Annotated in this window: 15 protein-coding genes; 8 read left to right on the forward strand and 7 right to left on the reverse strand. The window is 38.1% G+C overall.

Features of this window, described 5'->3' with window-relative positions; genetic code table 11:
- Positions 1 to 3: 3 nt before the first annotated feature.
- Positions 4 to 531, reverse strand: a complete 528-nt coding sequence (locus LB450_RS04490) for a hypothetical protein (RefSeq protein WP_224486665.1) — start codon at positions 529 to 531, stop codon at positions 4 to 6.
- Between the two features lie 59 nt (positions 532 to 590).
- On the opposite strand from LB450_RS04490, the gene era reads away from it, so the two are divergent.
- The gene (era, locus tag LB450_RS04495) at positions 591 to 1,523 is read left to right on the forward strand and encodes a GTPase Era (protein WP_224486666.1); all 933 of its coding nucleotides are present in this window, start codon (positions 591 to 593) and stop codon (positions 1,521 to 1,523) included.
- Here era and LB450_RS04500 read toward each other — a convergent pair.
- Entirely contained in the window at positions 1,520 to 2,029 is a 510-nt protein-coding gene (locus LB450_RS04500; RefSeq protein WP_224486667.1) for a hypothetical protein, read from the reverse strand. The genes era and LB450_RS04500 overlap by 4 nt on opposite strands.
- Positions 2,030 to 2,320: 291 nt before the next feature.
- Here LB450_RS04500 and der point away from each other — a divergent pair, with 291 nt between their 5' ends.
- Both der and LB450_RS04510 read left to right on the forward strand, forming a co-directional pair.
- Positions 2,321 to 3,625, forward strand: coding sequence for a ribosome biogenesis GTPase Der (gene der / locus LB450_RS04505; RefSeq protein WP_224486668.1), 1,305 nt, complete (start codon positions 2,321 to 2,323; stop codon positions 3,623 to 3,625).
- An 87-nt stretch (positions 3,626 to 3,712) separates the two neighbouring features.
- Complete coding sequence (locus LB450_RS04510; protein ID WP_224486669.1) at positions 3,713 to 6,475, forward strand: outer membrane beta-barrel protein; 2,763 nt, start codon at positions 3,713 to 3,715, stop codon at positions 6,473 to 6,475.
- Positions 6,476 to 6,618: 143 nt separating this feature from the next.
- On the opposite strand, the gene LB450_RS04515 is transcribed toward LB450_RS04510, so the two are convergent.
- Genes LB450_RS04515 through LB450_RS04535 form a run of 5 tightly spaced genes read right to left on the reverse strand, consistent with a single transcriptional unit; the run spans position 6,619 to position 9,789 of the window.
- On the reverse strand, positions 6,619 to 7,422 hold the full coding sequence (locus LB450_RS04515; RefSeq protein WP_224486670.1) for a TPM domain-containing protein: 804 nt from the start codon (positions 7,420 to 7,422) through the stop codon (positions 6,619 to 6,621).
- A 3-nt stretch (positions 7,423 to 7,425) separates the two neighbouring features.
- Positions 7,426 to 7,860 (reverse strand): TPM domain-containing protein, encoded by a 435-nt coding sequence (locus LB450_RS04520; RefSeq protein ID WP_224486671.1) that lies wholly within the window; start codon positions 7,858 to 7,860, stop codon positions 7,426 to 7,428.
- Positions 7,861 to 7,871: 11 nt separating this feature from the next.
- The gene (locus LB450_RS04525) at positions 7,872 to 8,471 is read right to left on the reverse strand and encodes a LemA family protein (protein ID WP_224486672.1); all 600 of its coding nucleotides are present in this window, start codon (positions 8,469 to 8,471) and stop codon (positions 7,872 to 7,874) included.
- 14 nt (positions 8,472 to 8,485) lie between these two features.
- The gene (locus LB450_RS04530) at positions 8,486 to 8,815 is read right to left on the reverse strand and encodes a MerR family transcriptional regulator (protein WP_224486673.1); all 330 of its coding nucleotides are present in this window, start codon (positions 8,813 to 8,815) and stop codon (positions 8,486 to 8,488) included.
- Positions 8,815 to 9,789 (reverse strand): M23 family metallopeptidase, encoded by a 975-nt coding sequence (locus LB450_RS04535; protein WP_224486674.1) that lies wholly within the window; start codon positions 9,787 to 9,789, stop codon positions 8,815 to 8,817. Before LB450_RS04535 ends, LB450_RS04530 begins: the two co-directional genes overlap by 1 nt.
- A 110-nt stretch (positions 9,790 to 9,899) precedes the next feature.
- On the opposite strand from LB450_RS04535, the gene alaS reads away from it, so the two are divergent.
- The 5 genes from alaS to LB450_RS04560 are packed head-to-tail and all read left to right on the forward strand — an operon-like array spanning position 9,900 to position 15,844.
- Positions 9,900 to 12,530, forward strand: a complete 2,631-nt coding sequence (gene alaS, locus LB450_RS04540) for an alanine--tRNA ligase (RefSeq protein WP_224486675.1) — start codon at positions 9,900 to 9,902, stop codon at positions 12,528 to 12,530.
- Between the two features lies 1 nt (position 12,531).
- Positions 12,532 to 13,482, forward strand: a complete 951-nt coding sequence (locus LB450_RS04545) for a GSCFA domain-containing protein (protein ID WP_224486676.1) — start codon at positions 12,532 to 12,534, stop codon at positions 13,480 to 13,482.
- Between the two features lie 5 nt (positions 13,483 to 13,487).
- A complete protein-coding gene (locus tag LB450_RS04550) occupies positions 13,488 to 14,063 on the forward strand; it encodes a TetR/AcrR family transcriptional regulator (protein ID WP_224486677.1) in 576 nt (191 codons plus the stop codon).
- A 56-nt stretch (positions 14,064 to 14,119) separates the two neighbouring features.
- Positions 14,120 to 14,686: a sugar transferase gene (locus LB450_RS04555; protein WP_224486678.1), complete on the forward strand. Its 567-nt coding sequence runs from the start codon at positions 14,120 to 14,122 to the stop codon at positions 14,684 to 14,686.
- 9 nt (positions 14,687 to 14,695) lie between these two features.
- Entirely contained in the window at positions 14,696 to 15,844 is a 1,149-nt protein-coding gene (locus tag LB450_RS04560) for a DegT/DnrJ/EryC1/StrS family aminotransferase (protein WP_224486679.1), read from the forward strand.
- The last annotated feature ends 1 nt before the right edge of the window (position 15,845 follow it).

Here is a 15,845-nt window from a genome sequence, read left to right on the forward strand (position 1 = left end):
AAATTAAAATCTGTATCCGACGTTTAGACCAGCTCTCAAAACGAAATCAAAATCACGTTCAGAATTATATTCGCTAAACAAGTTTCGTCCACCACCAAGAAATACTTCTAAAACAACACCGCCGTCAGAAACTAATTTATAGCCACCGCTTAATCCCAAAGCAAGATCAGTGATGTCTTCATCTCTGCTTCCACCATCCAGTTCAATCGTGTCTTGTACACTATTGAGGTTGGCAAAAACTTCACCAAAAAATCCATCGGCGTAATGCTCTCCGAAGTAAAATCTATAGTAACCAGTAAGATTATAGTTGATGTTCCAGTCTATATAATCATCAAAAGGGACCATGAGATTAACGCCAATACCAGATTCTTCGCTAAGCAGATGTTCGTAAGTCACGTCAAAGTTTCCTAATATAAGGTATCCAAGGTTAAGTTTCGGCTCGTGAAATTTTGTGTAAGAGAATGAAGATTCAGTTTGAGAATATGCATTTATAGAACAAAATAGCACTATGGCAATACATAGCTTTTTCATAGTTTCTGGTTTTAAGCAAATATAAGATTTCAAGCTAAGTTTGGAGACCTTTGGTTGAAATGAATTTCTTATTTTTGTATAAATTTAAATCAATAACTATCGAAACTAAAACACATAAAGCAGGATTTGTTAATATTATAGGGAATCCAAACGTTGGTAAATCTACGCTGATGAATTCTTTTGTTGGAGAAAAACTTTCCATTATAACCAACAAAGCGCAGACCACTCGCCATAGAATACTTGGCATTGTAAATGGTGAAGATTTTCAAATGGTATTTAGCGACACTCCCGGAATATTAAAACCTGCTTATGAATTACAGAATTCTATGATGGATTTTGTAAAATCTGCTTTTCAGGATGCAGATGTTCTTCTTTATCTGGTAGAACTTGGAGAAAAGGCATTGAAAGATGAAGCTTTTTTTCAAAAACTTCAACATGCAGAAATGCCTGTCTTATTACTTCTGAATAAAATAGACAAAGGAAACGAAGATTTGCTTTTAGAACAACAAAAACACTGGGAGGAACAACTTCCGGATGCTGAAATTTTCGCAATCTCAGCATTAGAAAACTTTGGAGTAGCAGAGGTTTTTAATCGTATTTTGGAGCTTCTGCCAGAATCGCCTCCCTTTTATCCGAAGGATCAACTCACCGATAAGCCTGAGCGATTTTTCGTCAATGAAAAAATCAGAGAAAAAATACTGATGCACTACAAGAAGGAAATTCCTTACAGTGTTGAGGTGGAAACCGAAAGCTTTGAAGAATCCGATTCAATTATTCATATAAGAAGTGTAATTATGGTAGAACGCGAATCTCAAAAAGCCATTATTTTAGGTCATAAAGGATCAGCGATAAAACGCGTTGGAACCGAAGCCAGGAAAGATCTTGAGAAGTTTTTTGACAAGAAAATTCACCTGGAAACTTTCGTAAAAGTAAATAAAAACTGGCGTAGCAATCCAAATCAGCTTAAGCGGTTTGGTTATGATAATAGCTAACGAATCAGTTTGGAAAAAGCTTTGAGTAACTGTTTGGATTGTGGAGCTGCTTTTTGCCGGTTTTGTCGAGCGAAAATATAAAGGAATATCCAGGATAAAGCAATTAGAGACATTAAAATGTAAACGATAGTATTGGTGTTATCTAATGTTATATTTGTATAAAGCCACACGAGTAATGCCATAAAAGACAACCCTAAAAAGAAGTGAACAAACATAAACATAGTCCACAAATTCGGGTCTGGACCAAAGGTGCAATGTAAAATGCAAACCTTTTCTTTTTGTTCAATTTCGATATGCAAACGTGGCGAATAATACGTTCTGTCAGCTTTTATAATAGACAACCAAATGTGATCATCTAAACGTTTGATTTCTACTTTCTGAAATAAATCACCTTCTAGTGGTACAGATAGACGGTTATGAATATTGATATCAGCAACTTCAACTTTAAATCTTGGTTTGAGCTGAAGTTGCTCGTTTAATTCCTCAATATTTATCAGTTCAGCCATATCTTTAAAAAAGTCAAAATTTACATAAAATTTTCAAATTGAATTTGAATGCACCTTCAAAAGTTGTGTCACCATATAAACATTTGTAAATACTAACTGCTAAATGATTTATTGAGCTTTTATTTTTAAATAGACTTCACAGGTTTTAAAAACCTGTGAAGTCTAAGGCATAAAATTAGTTGACAGCATCAAGCTAACTTTTATCAAATTCAGAAGAAACAGCAAATCTAAATTGTTTATATTCCAGCATTATTATTTAATGTACCTTTGCAAATTATTTAAAATACAGAAATGAATAGCATTGTAGCCGTTGTAGGTCGACCAAACGTAGGAAAATCCACCCTTTTTAATAGAATGATAAAGCGTAGAGAAGCTATCGTTGATTCGGTAAGTGGTGTTACGCGTGACAGGCACTACGGGAAATCAGATTGGAACGGTCGTGAATTTACACTTATTGATACTGGTGGTTATATAGTTGGTAGTGATGATGTGTTTGAAAAAGAGATCGATAAGCAGGTAGAATTGGCTATTGACGAGGCAGATGTGATTGTTTTTGTGGTAGATGTTATTTCAGGTATCACGCCAATGGACGAAGATGTGGCAAAATTGCTTCGCCGAGTGAACAAACCTGTTGTGCTTTGCGTCAACAAAGTAGATTCTAATAAAAATAGAACCGATGCTCTTGAGTTTTACAATCTTGGACTTGGTGAGTATCATAGTATTTCTGCAACAAGTGGTGGTGGTACTGGGGAATTACTGGATGCTATTGTAGAAAAGCTTCCAGAACGTGAGATTGAGGTTGATGAAGACTTACCAAAATTTGCTATCGTTGGACGTCCTAACGCAGGAAAATCTTCATTTATAAATGCCTTGTTGGGTGAGGAGCGTTACATTGTAACCGATATTGCTGGAACAACCCGAGATTCTATAGATACGCGGTATACAAGATTCGGGTTCGATTTTAAACTCGTCGATACGGCAGGAATCAGGAGAAAAGCTAAAGTAAAAGAAGATCTAGAGTTTTACTCTGTGATGCGAAGTGTTAGAGCTATTGAAAATGCTGATGTTTGCATGATTGTCCTGGATGCTTCACGAGGTTTTGAAGGTCAGGACCAAAGTATTTTTTGGCTGGCAGAAAAAAACAGAAAAGGCGTGGTTATTTTGGTTAATAAATGGGATTTGATAGAAAAAGACACCAGCACCATGAAAGAATTCGAAGCCAAAATCCGAAGCGAAATTTCACCATTTGTAGATGTTCCCATTGTTTTTATTTCTGTATTGAATAAGCAGAGAATCTATAAGGCCATCGAAACGGCTGTTGAGGTTTACAAAAACCGAAGTAAAAAAATAAAAACGCGTTCACTCAACGATATCATGCTTCCTATTATTGCTGATAATCCACCGCCAGCTTTAAAAGGCAAGTATGTGAAGATTAAGTTTATCACTCAATTACCAACACCACAACCTCAGTTTGCTTTTTTCTGTAACCTTCCACAATACGTGAAAGAGCCTTATAAGCGTTTTCTTGAAAATAAAATGAGACAAGAATTTGATTTTAAGGGTGTACCGATTTCTATTTATATGAGAAAGAAGTAGAGGCATGGAATAGTTGTCTTTTTTAAAAATCAGATTAAACACCGAGAGTTTAATTCAGTCTTAGGTTTGTTAATCGACAAACCTATTATGAAAAAAATCTTACTGGCTTCTGTTTTTTCTTTAACTGTTTTTTCTTCTTTTGCACAAGAGTACCTTCTTAAAGGTCAGGTGCTAAGTAGTGTATCTAATACTAAATTAAGCTCAGCGACCATCTTTGTTGAGACTTTAAATGATTCAACTTTATTGAACTATACCATAACTGACAGCTCTGGTAATTTTGAACTTTTGGTTAAAACAAAAGAAGATAAAGCCAGATTGAATGTGAGTTTTACAGGCATGCAGCCTTTTGTGAAAACAATTCCACTTTCTGATTCGACGACAAATCTTGGAATAGTAAAGCTTCAGGAGTTAACAAATGACCTGGATGAAGTTTTAATTAATGTCAACCGCTCTCCAATCACTATTAAAAAGGACACTTTAGAATTTAATGCAGCATCTTTTAAGACGAGGCCTGATGCCAATTTGGAAGAAACATTGAAGCAATTGCCAGGTGTTGAGGTGGATGCTGCGGGAAATATAACGGTAAATGGTAAGCCTGTACAAAGAATACTTGTGAATGGAAAAGAGTTTTTTGGCAACGACCCTAAGATTGCAACCAAAAATTTACCTAAAGAAATTATCAATAAAATCCAGGTTGTAGATACAAAAACCCAATCTCAGGAATTTACTGGGGAGGAAGGTGATTCAGAAAACAAAACCATCAATATTACCATTGATGAAGATAAAAACCGAGGTTATTTCTCGAGAGCTACAATTGGTGGTGGAACAGATGACAGATATGAAATAAGCGGTATTTCAAATTATTTTCAGGATGATTTACGACTCAGCGTGCTAGCAAGTTCCAACAATATCAATAGTAGTGGATTTACTTTTGATGAAGTTTTTGATGCCATGGGCAGACGAGCCAGAACCATTACCAGGAGTGGAGGCAGTTTTGGTATTAACGGACTTAATTTTGGCAATAATACTGGGATCACAAAATCTGAAACCGCTGGAATGAGTTTTGTAAATGAATGGAAGGAGATATATGATTTGTCCGCAGATTACTTCTTTGGAAGCAATAAAACAGATACTAGAAATTCAGCAAGACGTGAAAATATATTGCCAGATCGTACTTTCTTTTCTAATTCTGAAAGCAACGCCACTAGAGATAATAATTCTCACAGAGGAAACGTAAATTTTTCAATTAAACCAGATACCTTGACTAGAATTTCGATCCGCCCTTCTATAAATATCAGTCAAGGAACGACGCAAAGTTCCAATCTTTCTGAGTCTTTAGATGAAAACGGGAATCTCATCAACACTTCCGAGTCTGAAAATAGAAATGATAACCTGAGTATGAACTTCAGCAATAGATTTTCTGTCACAAGAAAATTCGGTAGTCGAGGCGCTTTTTTAAGTTTTACCTTTGATAACGAAAATAACAAAAGCGAAAGCGACAACTTTTTCTTTTCGGGTCGAGAGACTTTTGGAGACAATCCAAATACTCAGATTCAAGACCAATTGATCTCTGAAGAAAATAATGAGGATACTTACGAAGTTCAATCGCGTTACCGGGCTGTAATGACAGATGATTTGTTTCTGGATGTGAGGTACTCTTACGAAATAGAATCCAGTAAGAACGAAAGGAGTGTTTTCGATTTTGATGAAAATACCAGCTTATACTCAAATTTTAACGCAGAGTTGAGTAATGAATTTAAAGTGAAAGGTGAAACTCATATCCCAAGTGTTGGGCTGCGTTACGAAGGGGATAAATTGAGAACCGGTTTCAATCTTGGTTTATTGAATACCCAGTTAAGAACTGAAAATCTCATACAGAATATAGAATTTAATAATGATTTCAATAATTTATTCGCAAGTGCCAACTTGAGGTATGAATTTGAAAGGTCTAAACGAATAGGTGTTTATTATCGAAACAGTAATAATATCCCGTCGATCCAGCAATTACAGCCTGTAAGTATTCAGACAGACCCTTTAAATATCATAAGAGGTAATCCCGATTTGAAACCTTCTTTCAATCAGGATATAAATATCAATTTCAATAATTTCGATTTTAAGACACGATCTGGATATGGTTTTTACATGTCTTATAGTTATGTCACAGATCAAGTGGTTTCTGTTTCGGTTACAGATGAAGATTTAATACGAAGAACAACTTACGATAACGTGAGCGGTGCCCAAAATGCAAACCTCAATTTTTATTACAGCAAGCAGCTGAAATCAGAAAATGAGGACACATATCGGCTGCGAGGTAATATTTCAGGTCAATATACTAAAAATTTAGGGTTTACAAACGGCCAGCAATTTGAAAGTGAAAATTATGTGGTCTCCCCTTATTTGGGGGTTACCTACGAAAAAGAACAAGTTATAACTTTAAACCCCGGTTTTGGATTGGATTATAACCTTAGGAATTTCAATTTAAACTCCAACAGAGATGAAGAATTTACAAATCTCAATTTTTCACTGGAGGCGACAACCTACTGGCCTAAAAATGTAGTTTTTGGTAATGATATCACTTATTTCAAATACGGAAATGTAGCCGCAGATTTCAGGTCAACTTCCTTGCAATGGAATATGAGTTTAGGTTATCAGTTTGCAGATGATGATGCCACTTTGAAATTTAAAGTTTTCGATCTATTAGACGAAAATATTGGCACGCGAAGACAAACTGGAGATGACTTTGTTCAGGACACCGATCAGTTGATACTAGAACGCTATTTTATGCTAAGTTTTACTTATAAGTTCAGCAAGTTTGGCGGAAAAGATCCAAATTCCAGGCGTAGATTTTGAGCCTAGTCCAGTGTTCATAACTGTTGGTCTCGAAAAGCTCACTATGATTTAACCGTAGAAATCCTGTATTCCTCAGGAGAATGATTGTTTGCAGGTAAAAAGAAAAGGCTTGTTAAGCCGTTTTTTAGCTGCTGTAGCTTGTATTACCAGCTACCGCCAGCACCGCCTCCTCCAAAGCCACCTCCGCCGAAGCCACCGCTAAAGCCGCCTCCGCCACCGAAGCCACCAGAAGATCCGCCGCTAAAACCGCCGCCCATGCTTCTTCCCATACTGCCAAGGATAAGGAAGTCCAGTAAGTCCGGACCTCGTCTATTGCTGCCATTACCAGGGCCGTCACCTTTATTTCTTCTTCTTACGAGAATAAAAATGACTATAAATATAAGTATCGGAAAAATGGCAAATGGCCAGGTGCTTTCATCTGATTTATCCTGAATAGCGGAAGCATCAAACCTTCCGGCTAGAACTTCAAAAACAGCTGTTGTTCCCTGATTCACGCCTTCGTAATAATCTCCTTTTCTGAATTCGGGTAGGATGATATTTTCAATGATGGTATTGGATGTTGCATCGGTAAGGTAAGGCTCTAATCCGTAGCCTGTTGAGAACCAGATTTTAGCATCCGTTTTGGCAATCAGAATAAGCAACCCATTGTCTTCTCCTTTCTGTCCAATACCCCAGGCATCCCCCCAATCTGCGGCATACGTCCCAATGTACTCTCCGTTAAGCGAATTGATGGTAGCGACTACTATTTGTGTGGAAGTTGTATCTGCGTAGGTTTCCAGTTTTTGTCTTAGCTGTTGTTCTTCGTTGTCCTTAAAAATATCGGCGCCGTCATAAACAGCCATTTCTTTAGAGGGCTTTTCTGGAATTGCAATCTGAGTAAAACCATCAAAGCTAAAGCATAAAAGTGCTATGGCAGAATATATAATGACCTGGTGTAGTGATTTCATAAATTATCCTTTAGAAATTTCGTTATCCAATTCGTTGGTATCATCAGATTGATAAGGGAAATGCTGTTTGAGTTGTTTTCCAGCTTCTAAAATTCCATTGATTAAACCTTGCTTGTAGTTGTGAGCTTTAAATTGACTTATAATCTCATCTCTTGTGCTTTCCCAAAAGCCCTTTTCAACGACATCATTGATGCCTTTATCGCCCAAAATTACGAGTTGGTGGTCGTCTATAGACACGTAAATCAAAACACCATTAGAAAGTTCTGTTTTGTGCATTTCAAGCTTTTCAAAGATTTCTAAAGCATGATCAAACCTGTCTCCGGTACATTTATGTTCTATGTGAACTCGTATTTCTCCAGAGGTGTTCAACTCCGCTTCTTTGATGGCTTTTACAATTTCTTTTTCGTCGTCTGGACTTATAAATTCAGATACTTTCATGAGAGGTGTGTTTAATTAAAATCAAATTCGACTTCTTTTGCATTTTCTGAACCTTCATCTGCAGAATATCGTGACATTTCTTCAAAGCCAAACCAGCCCGCAAAAATGGAATTGGGAAAAACTTTAATGTGTGTATTGTATTCTCCAACAGTAGAATTGTAGCGATTTCTCTCGACATTGATTCTGTTTTCGGTGCCTTCCAGCTGAGTCTGAAGATTCATGAAGTTTTGGTTGGATTTCAAATCCGGATAGCGTTCCACGCTTACTAATAATCTGGATAAAGCCGAATTTAATCCGCCCTGAGCCTGCTCGAATTGTTGAATGTTTTCCTGTGTAAGATTATCAGCATTGATGTTTACAGAGGTAGCTTTAGCTCTGGCTTCGATAACCTCTGTCAACGTATTTCTTTCAAAATCCGCCGCACCTTGAACCGTCTTTACCAGATTTCCAATAAGGTCATTTCTACGTTGGTAAGCACTTTCTACATTGCTCCATGCTGTTTTTGCTTCTTCTTGTAAAGTTATAGCAGTGTTGTTGAATCCTTTAGTCCAGCTATACAGGCCGAAGACTACAACAACAATTACAACTACCGGGATTAACCACTTTTTCATTTCTTTTGATTTTATTAGAGTTGATTTTTGATTGAGATAAGCTCAGATTTAATGGCTTTCAATTTGCTTATCAATTCAAATTTCGAAAGCGTTTCTTTTTTGTCTTCGCGTAAATGTGTTTTTGCACCTTCTAAAGTAAATCCGCGTTCTTTTACCAAATGGTATATTAATTCTATAGTTTTTAGATCGCTTTGCGTAAACTTTCTATTTCCCTTTGCGTTTTTCTTTGGGTGAATTTCATCAAATTCTTTTTCCCAAAACCTAATGAGAGAAGAATTAACATCAAAGGCTTTGGCAACCTCCCCGATAGAATAGTAAAGTTTCTCTCCAAGCGGGTGTCTCATCAGTCTAAAGATTGATTTTCAAGAGCAGATTGATTTAACATGATATCATATTCTTCTGCTGTTAAATCCCCATGATAGAAGTTAATAGGATTGACCACCTTGCCATTTTTGTGAACTTCATAGTGCAAATGCGGCGCTGTGGAAAGCCCTGAATTTCCTACATATCCTATGATTTCTCCACGCTTCACCTTTTGCCCTGGTCTTACATTGAACTCATTCAAGTGTGCATAGTAAGTTTCGTATCCAAAGCCATGATCGAGAACAATCAAGTTCCCAAAACCGCTTGTTCGTCTCGCTTTTTTTACGACTGCATTTCCTGTGGCAAAGACTTCAGTATTCGTAGTAGCAGAAAAATCCATTCCGTTGTGCATTTTCCTGTATTTTAAAATGGGATGCATTCGTATTCCAAATCCTGACGCCATTTTCCTTAAGTCATCATTTTTTACGGGCTGTATGGCAGGAATAGAAGCTAAAAGCGCTTCTTTATTTCTAGCCAATTCTGCAATTTCATCTAAGGATTTGGATTGAATAACTAATCGTTTAGATAACTTATCAAGATTTTTTGTGGCTTCAATAATGATATCAGAATTTCCGTAGCCTTCTAGGTTTTTATATCGATTAATACCTCCAAATCCAGATTTGCGCTGTTCTTCAGAAACAGGGTTGGCTTCAAAGTAAACCCTGTAAATGTTGTTATCACGCTCCTCCACATTTTCTAAAACATCCACAACGTTTTCCATTCGTTTATTCAAAAGTTCATATTGAAACTTCATGTTTTCAATTTCTCTCTTGTAAGCTCTTTCTTTTGGAGTTTCCAGGTTCGGAATATTGAGGTAAACTAAAACTAAAACAAAACTCATAGCAATTATGCCCAATATGAATAAGGTGGCTAGCGCAAAGCTTTTTCCTTTTTTCGGTTCGATTTTCCGATAGGATAAAGTTTCGCTGTCGTAGTAATATTTTACTTTACTCATTCTTTAATTTTATAGTATTTTTGCACCTACAAGGTTGCAAATAACCATTTTGTAACTTACAAATATAGCTCAAAATTGAAACACCTTAAAATAAATTCAGAACAGACTTTATGAAATCTATACTTCTTCGTCGTCAATTTTTAGAATTTTTTCAAAGCAAATCTCACGCCAAAGTAGATTCAGCGCCAATAGTTCTTAAAGATGACCCTACGCTAATGTTCACCAATGCGGGTATGAATCAATTTAAATCCTATTTTTTGGGTAATTCTGAGCCTCAATCAACACGGGTTACCAATTCTCAAAAATGTTTGCGGGTAAGTGGAAAGCATAACGACCTGGAAGAAGTGGGTAAAGATACCTATCACCATACCATGTTTGAGATGCTGGGTAACTGGAGTTTTGGGGATTATTTCAAAAAAGAAGCGATAGAATGGGCCTGGGAGTTTTTAACTGAAGTGCTTGAAATTTCTAAGGATAATTTATACGTGACCATTTTTGAAGGTGATAAAGCTGACGGACTTGTAAAGGATTCTGAAGCTTATGAATTTTGGAAAGCACTGGTAGATGAAGATAAAATCTTACTGGGAAACAAGAAAGATAATTTCTGGGAAATGGGGGATCAGGGACCCTGCGGTCCTGCTTCAGAAATTCATGTGGATATCAGAACTGAGGAGGAAAAGGCGAAGGTGCCAGGGAAAGATCTGGTCAATCAAGACCATCCTCAGGTGGTAGAAATCTGGAATTTAGTTTTTATTCAATATAATCGAAAAGCAAACGGGAGTTTAGAAACCCTTCCTTCCAGGCATGTTGACACGGGAATGGGTTTTGAGCGTTTATGTATGGTGATGCAGGATAAAACCTCCAATTACGACACCGATGTATTTACGCCTATCATTCAAAGCATTGAAAACATCACAGGCAAAACCTACGGCAAATCCGAAGAAACCGATATTGCGATAAGGGTGATTGCAGACCATGTAAGAGCTGTTGCTTTTGCCATTGCCGACGGGCAGCTACCAAGCAGTACCGGAGCTGGCTATGTGATACGGCGAATTCTGAGAAGAGCAATCCGTTATGGATTTACCTTTTTGGATGTCAAGACCCCATTTATATTTCAACTCGTGAGTGTATTGGCAAAGCAGATGGGTGAAGCTTTCCCTGAGATTTTATCTCAGGCTGAGCTTTGTAAAAATGTAATACGAGAGGAAGAGAAATCATTTCTAAGAACCCTGGAGCAGGGTCTTGGAATGTTGGATAGTTTAATGGAAGCCTCTTCTTCCAAAACCATAAGTGGTCAAAAGGCTTTTGAACTTTACGATACCTTTGGCTTCCCTATCGATTTAACGAGTCTTATTTTGAGTGAGCAGGGCTACAAACTGGATTTTGAAGCGTTTCAAAAAGAACTCGCTAAGCAGAAAAAGAGATCTAAGGACGCTGCACAAACCAGTTCAAGCGACTGGACAGAAGTCGGCTCCAGTGGAACAGAAGAATTTGTAGGTTACGATCAGACCGAAATCCAAACCCAACTTGTAAAGTATAGAAAAGTTACTTCTAAAAAAGAGGGTGAGCAGTACCAGTTTGTACTGAATAAAACCCCATTTTATCCGGAAGGCGGTGGTCAGGTTGGCGACAGGGGAGTTCTGGAATTTAAGGATGGCAGCAAGGTTTATATTCTGGATACCAAAAAAGAAAACCATCAAATCATTCATTTTTCTAAGACTTTGCCAGAAGCTTTAGACGAAGAATTTACTGCTAAGGTAGATGTTAGTCGTCGACAGAAAACAGCTGCAAATCATACAGCAACACACCTGTTACACCAGGCCTTACGTCAGGTTTTGGGAACACATGTAGAGCAAAAAGGCTCTATGGTTCAGGCGGATTATTTAAGATTTGACTTTTCTCATTTTTCAAAATTGACTGCTAAAGAACTTCAGGCAGTTGAAGATTTTGTAAATTCCAGAATTGAAGAGGCGTTGTCTTTTGAAGAAGAACGGCAAATCGCTTATGATGCTGCCATCGAAAAAGGAGCTATCGCCCTTTTTGGAGAAAAATATGGTGATAAGGTAAGGTTGGTGAAATTCGGTAATTCCATGGAATTGTGTGGAGGAACGCATGTGAAAAACACCTCCAAACTCTGGCATTTTATCATTAAGAACGAATCTTCGGTAGCTTCCGGAATAAGAAGAATCGAAGCCATCACATCCGAAGCGGCCAAAGCATTTTTAACCAAAGAATCTCAGGTTTTGGATTCGGTTAAATCCATTCTGAATCAGCCACAGGATGTTTTGAAGTCTGTGGAATCCCTTCAGGAAGAGAATTTGAATTTGAAGAAAGAAGTTGAACAGCTGAATCAACTGAAACTGAAGCAAATTAAAACTGAATTACAGTCTGAATTACAGGAAATTGGAGGTGTGAATTTAGTTTCACAGCAGGTGGATCTCGATGCCGGGGCCATGAAAGATCTAGCATTTCAAATTGGAGGGGAACAGGAAAACGTCTTTATTGTTCTCGGCTCTAAAGCTCAGGGAAAAGCCTTGTTGGCCTGTTATATTTCTAAATCCTTAGTGGAATCGGAAGGCTGGAATGCAGGGAAAATCATCAAATCTCTGGGGAAACACATTCAGGGCGGTGGAGGAGGTCAGGCTTTTTTTGCCACTGCCGGCGGAAAGAATCCTGGGGGAATACCCAAAGCTTTGGAAGAAGCAAAATCCCTCGTAGAGCAAAAATCAACCGAAGGCTAGCATGAAACTCTCCACTGAAGTAGCTCTGAAAAAAACATCTTATCCCATAGACTATGATTCTAAGGTAGTGTGTTTGGGGTCCTGTTTTGCAGAGCACATCAGCAGGAAATTAGAGGACTTTAAATTTAGAGTTACCAGTAATCCTTTCGGGATTTTATTTCATCCCGAGGCTATTTTGAATGTGGTTAAAAAAGCAGTGAATAACGAAGAGTTTATGGCTGATGATGTGTTTCATTTTAATGAAAAATGGCATTCTTTTTTCTCTCATTCAAGGTTAAGCCGGAATTCGTCGGTAGAAATTTTAGTAGCCTTAAATTCAGCAAAAAGAGAGCTGACAGAATCGGTTGAAAACGCCAGTCATGTTATAATTACACTCGGCACTTCTTTTATCTACAGGCATATAGCGACTGGACAAGGTGTTGCGAACTGTCATAAACGCCCTCAGGATCAGTTTGAAAAGCAATTGACATCTCCTGTTGAATTACAGGAAATTTTAAGGGCACTCATCTCCAGTTTTGAACAATTACAACCCGGCGTAAAACTGATTTTTACGATCTCTCCGGTAAGACATGTCAAAGATGGAATTGTAGAAAATCAACGGAGTAAAGCACATTTGATAGCTGCTTTGCACAGTGTTTTGGACGATAACTCAGCGATGCATGCCTACTTTCCTTCCTATGAACTGATGATGGATGAGTTGCGCGACTACCGCTATTACGATCGGGACCTGATTCATCCCAGTGCCCTGGCTGTGGATGTCATCTGGAAAAAATTCAAGATGAATTTTATTTCTGAGGCTGTGTTTGAGGATATGGTCAAGGTCGAAAAACTTCAGAAATCTCTGGCTCACCGGTCAACGGAAACCAAAGGCGAGGCTTATGACAAACTGAAAGCCTACCAGTTTAAATTTAAAGAGGAACTGGTTAAAAAATATCCTTTCATGAGCTTTTAAGACTGATGACGAGACGAGAAGAAATTATAAAGGTTGCCAAAACTTTGTTTAGAGAACAGGGCTATAAGTCTGTGAGTATGCGGGATCTCGCCAAAGCCATGGATTTGAAGGCGGCGAGTTTGTACAACCACATCAGTTCCAAGGAGGAGATTTTAGCTGAAATTGTTCTGGGTGTTGCTTATTTTTTTACCAAAGAAATGGAACTGGTAAAAAGCTTAAAAGCCGATTCCAAAACGCTTTTGGAAGCTGTAATCAATCATCATATTGAACTTACTTTGAATAATCCTGAAGCCATCGCTATTGTAAATAACGACTGGATACATTTGGAAAGCTCTCATTTTGAAGAATTCCTGGAGCTCAGGAATGCCTACGAGCAGGATTTAAGGGATATGATTGGCCGGGGAGTTGAAGCCGGGGAAATTATGCCGAATAATACTGAGGTCATGCTTTTTTCTATGCTGTCTACGCTGAGGACCTTGCATTCCTGGTACAGAAGACGTAGTGGTATAGATGGTGAAGCCCTTAAAAACGATATCACCGAAATCCTGCTTCACGGAATCGTGGCTAAACCTTCAAAATAAAATTTACCCGCATTAAAAATTATGTAATTATTTAAACCTTTGCTTATTTTAGACGAATGTATTTGAAGTTTGGTAAGCCTTTGTTTGATTGGATCATCAGTCTTTTTGGACTACTGCTTTTGAGTCCGTTTTTGATACTTATATCGATTTCCCTCTTTTTTATTCATAAGTCCAGCCCTTTTTTTCTTCAAACCCGAGTTGGGCAGTATGGGAATTTGTTTACAGTTTATAAATTCAAAACATTATTGGAGACTGGACAACCTCATTGGCTTCTGAAGTTTTTGCGTAAAGCTAAAATAGATGAGCTGCCTCAACTCATCAATGTCCTGAAGGGGGAAATGAGTCTGGTTGGCCCGCGACCGGATATCCCCGGCTATTACGATCGGCTTGAAGGCGAACAGCGTTTGATTTTAAAACTCAGGCCTGGCATTACCGGATTTGCTTCTATTGTATTTGCCAACGAAGAACAGGTCCTGAGTGAGCAGCAAAATCCCCTACATTATAACGATGAGGTTATTTTTCCGGAAAAGGTGAAATTAAATTTAGACTATTATCGTCATGTTTCTTTCGGCTTAGATTTAAAAATTCTTTTTAAAACGATACTTTTACCATTCAATCTATAATTTATGTCAATGCCTTCAGAATTATCAAAAATCTGGTTATCCTCTCCACATATGGGTGGTCAAGAAGAAGAATTTGTAGCCAAAGCTTTTCAGGAAAACTGGATTGCCCCCTTAGGTCCGAATGTAAATGGTTTTGAAGCCGATCTAGAAGATTATTTAGGAAATACTAAAAACATAGTTGTCCTAAGCACCGGAACGGCAGCTATTCATCTGGCATTAGTGCAACTGGGGGTTGGAGAAGGTGATGAGGTGATTTGCCAGAGCTTTACGTTTTGTGGTTCTGCCAATCCCATCATGTATCAGGGAGCAACCCCTGTTTTTGTGGATAGTGAAGCCTCGACGTGGAACCTGTGTCCCAGGGCTCTTGAAACAGCGATTTTAGATAGGATTTCCAAAGGCAAGACTCCTAAAGCTATCATCCCCGTGCATTTGTACGGTATGCCTTATTTAGTTGAAGAAGTTGCTGCTGTGGCCAAAAAGTACAACATTCCCATCATTGAAGATGCCGCTGAATCTCTCGGATCGACATTTAAATCTCAGAACTGCGGAACTTTTGGTGAGTTTGCAGCCTTGTCTTTTAACGGGAATAAGATCATCACCACTTCGGGTGGAGGGGCTTTGGTATGTCCCTCAAAACAGGCTAAAGATAAAATAGTGTTTTATTCCACTCAGGCCAGGGATAATGCGCCACATTACCAGCACTCAGAGGTCGGATTTAATTATAGAATGAGTAATATTTCCGCAGGAATAGGTCGCGGACAAATGCTGGTTCTGGATGAGCATGTGGCTTTACGACGAGAAATGCATAAGTTTTATAAAGAAATTTTCAAGGATATTGAAGGAATTGAAGTGTTTACAGAGCCTTCAGAAGATTACTTCAGTAATCACTGGTTGTCTGCAATTCTTGTAGATCCCGAGAAAACCAGGGGTATTGACAGGGAACAGATGCGCCTTCATCTGGAAACCTTTAATATTGAAAGCAGGCCGCTCTGGAAACCAATGCATATGCAGCCGGTCTTTGCAAATATGCCGTATTACGGCGGGAAAGTTGCAGAACATTTGTTTGAAAATGGTCTTTGTTTGCCTTCAGGTTCAAACCTGAGCGATGAAGACAGGGAGAGAATTAAAGCAGCTATTTTAGAACTTTTCAAAAACTAAG

The organism is Psychroflexus curvus (assembly GCF_020164585.1).
Taxonomy (GTDB): Bacteria; Bacteroidota; Bacteroidia; order Flavobacteriales; family Flavobacteriaceae; genus Psychroflexus; species Psychroflexus curvus.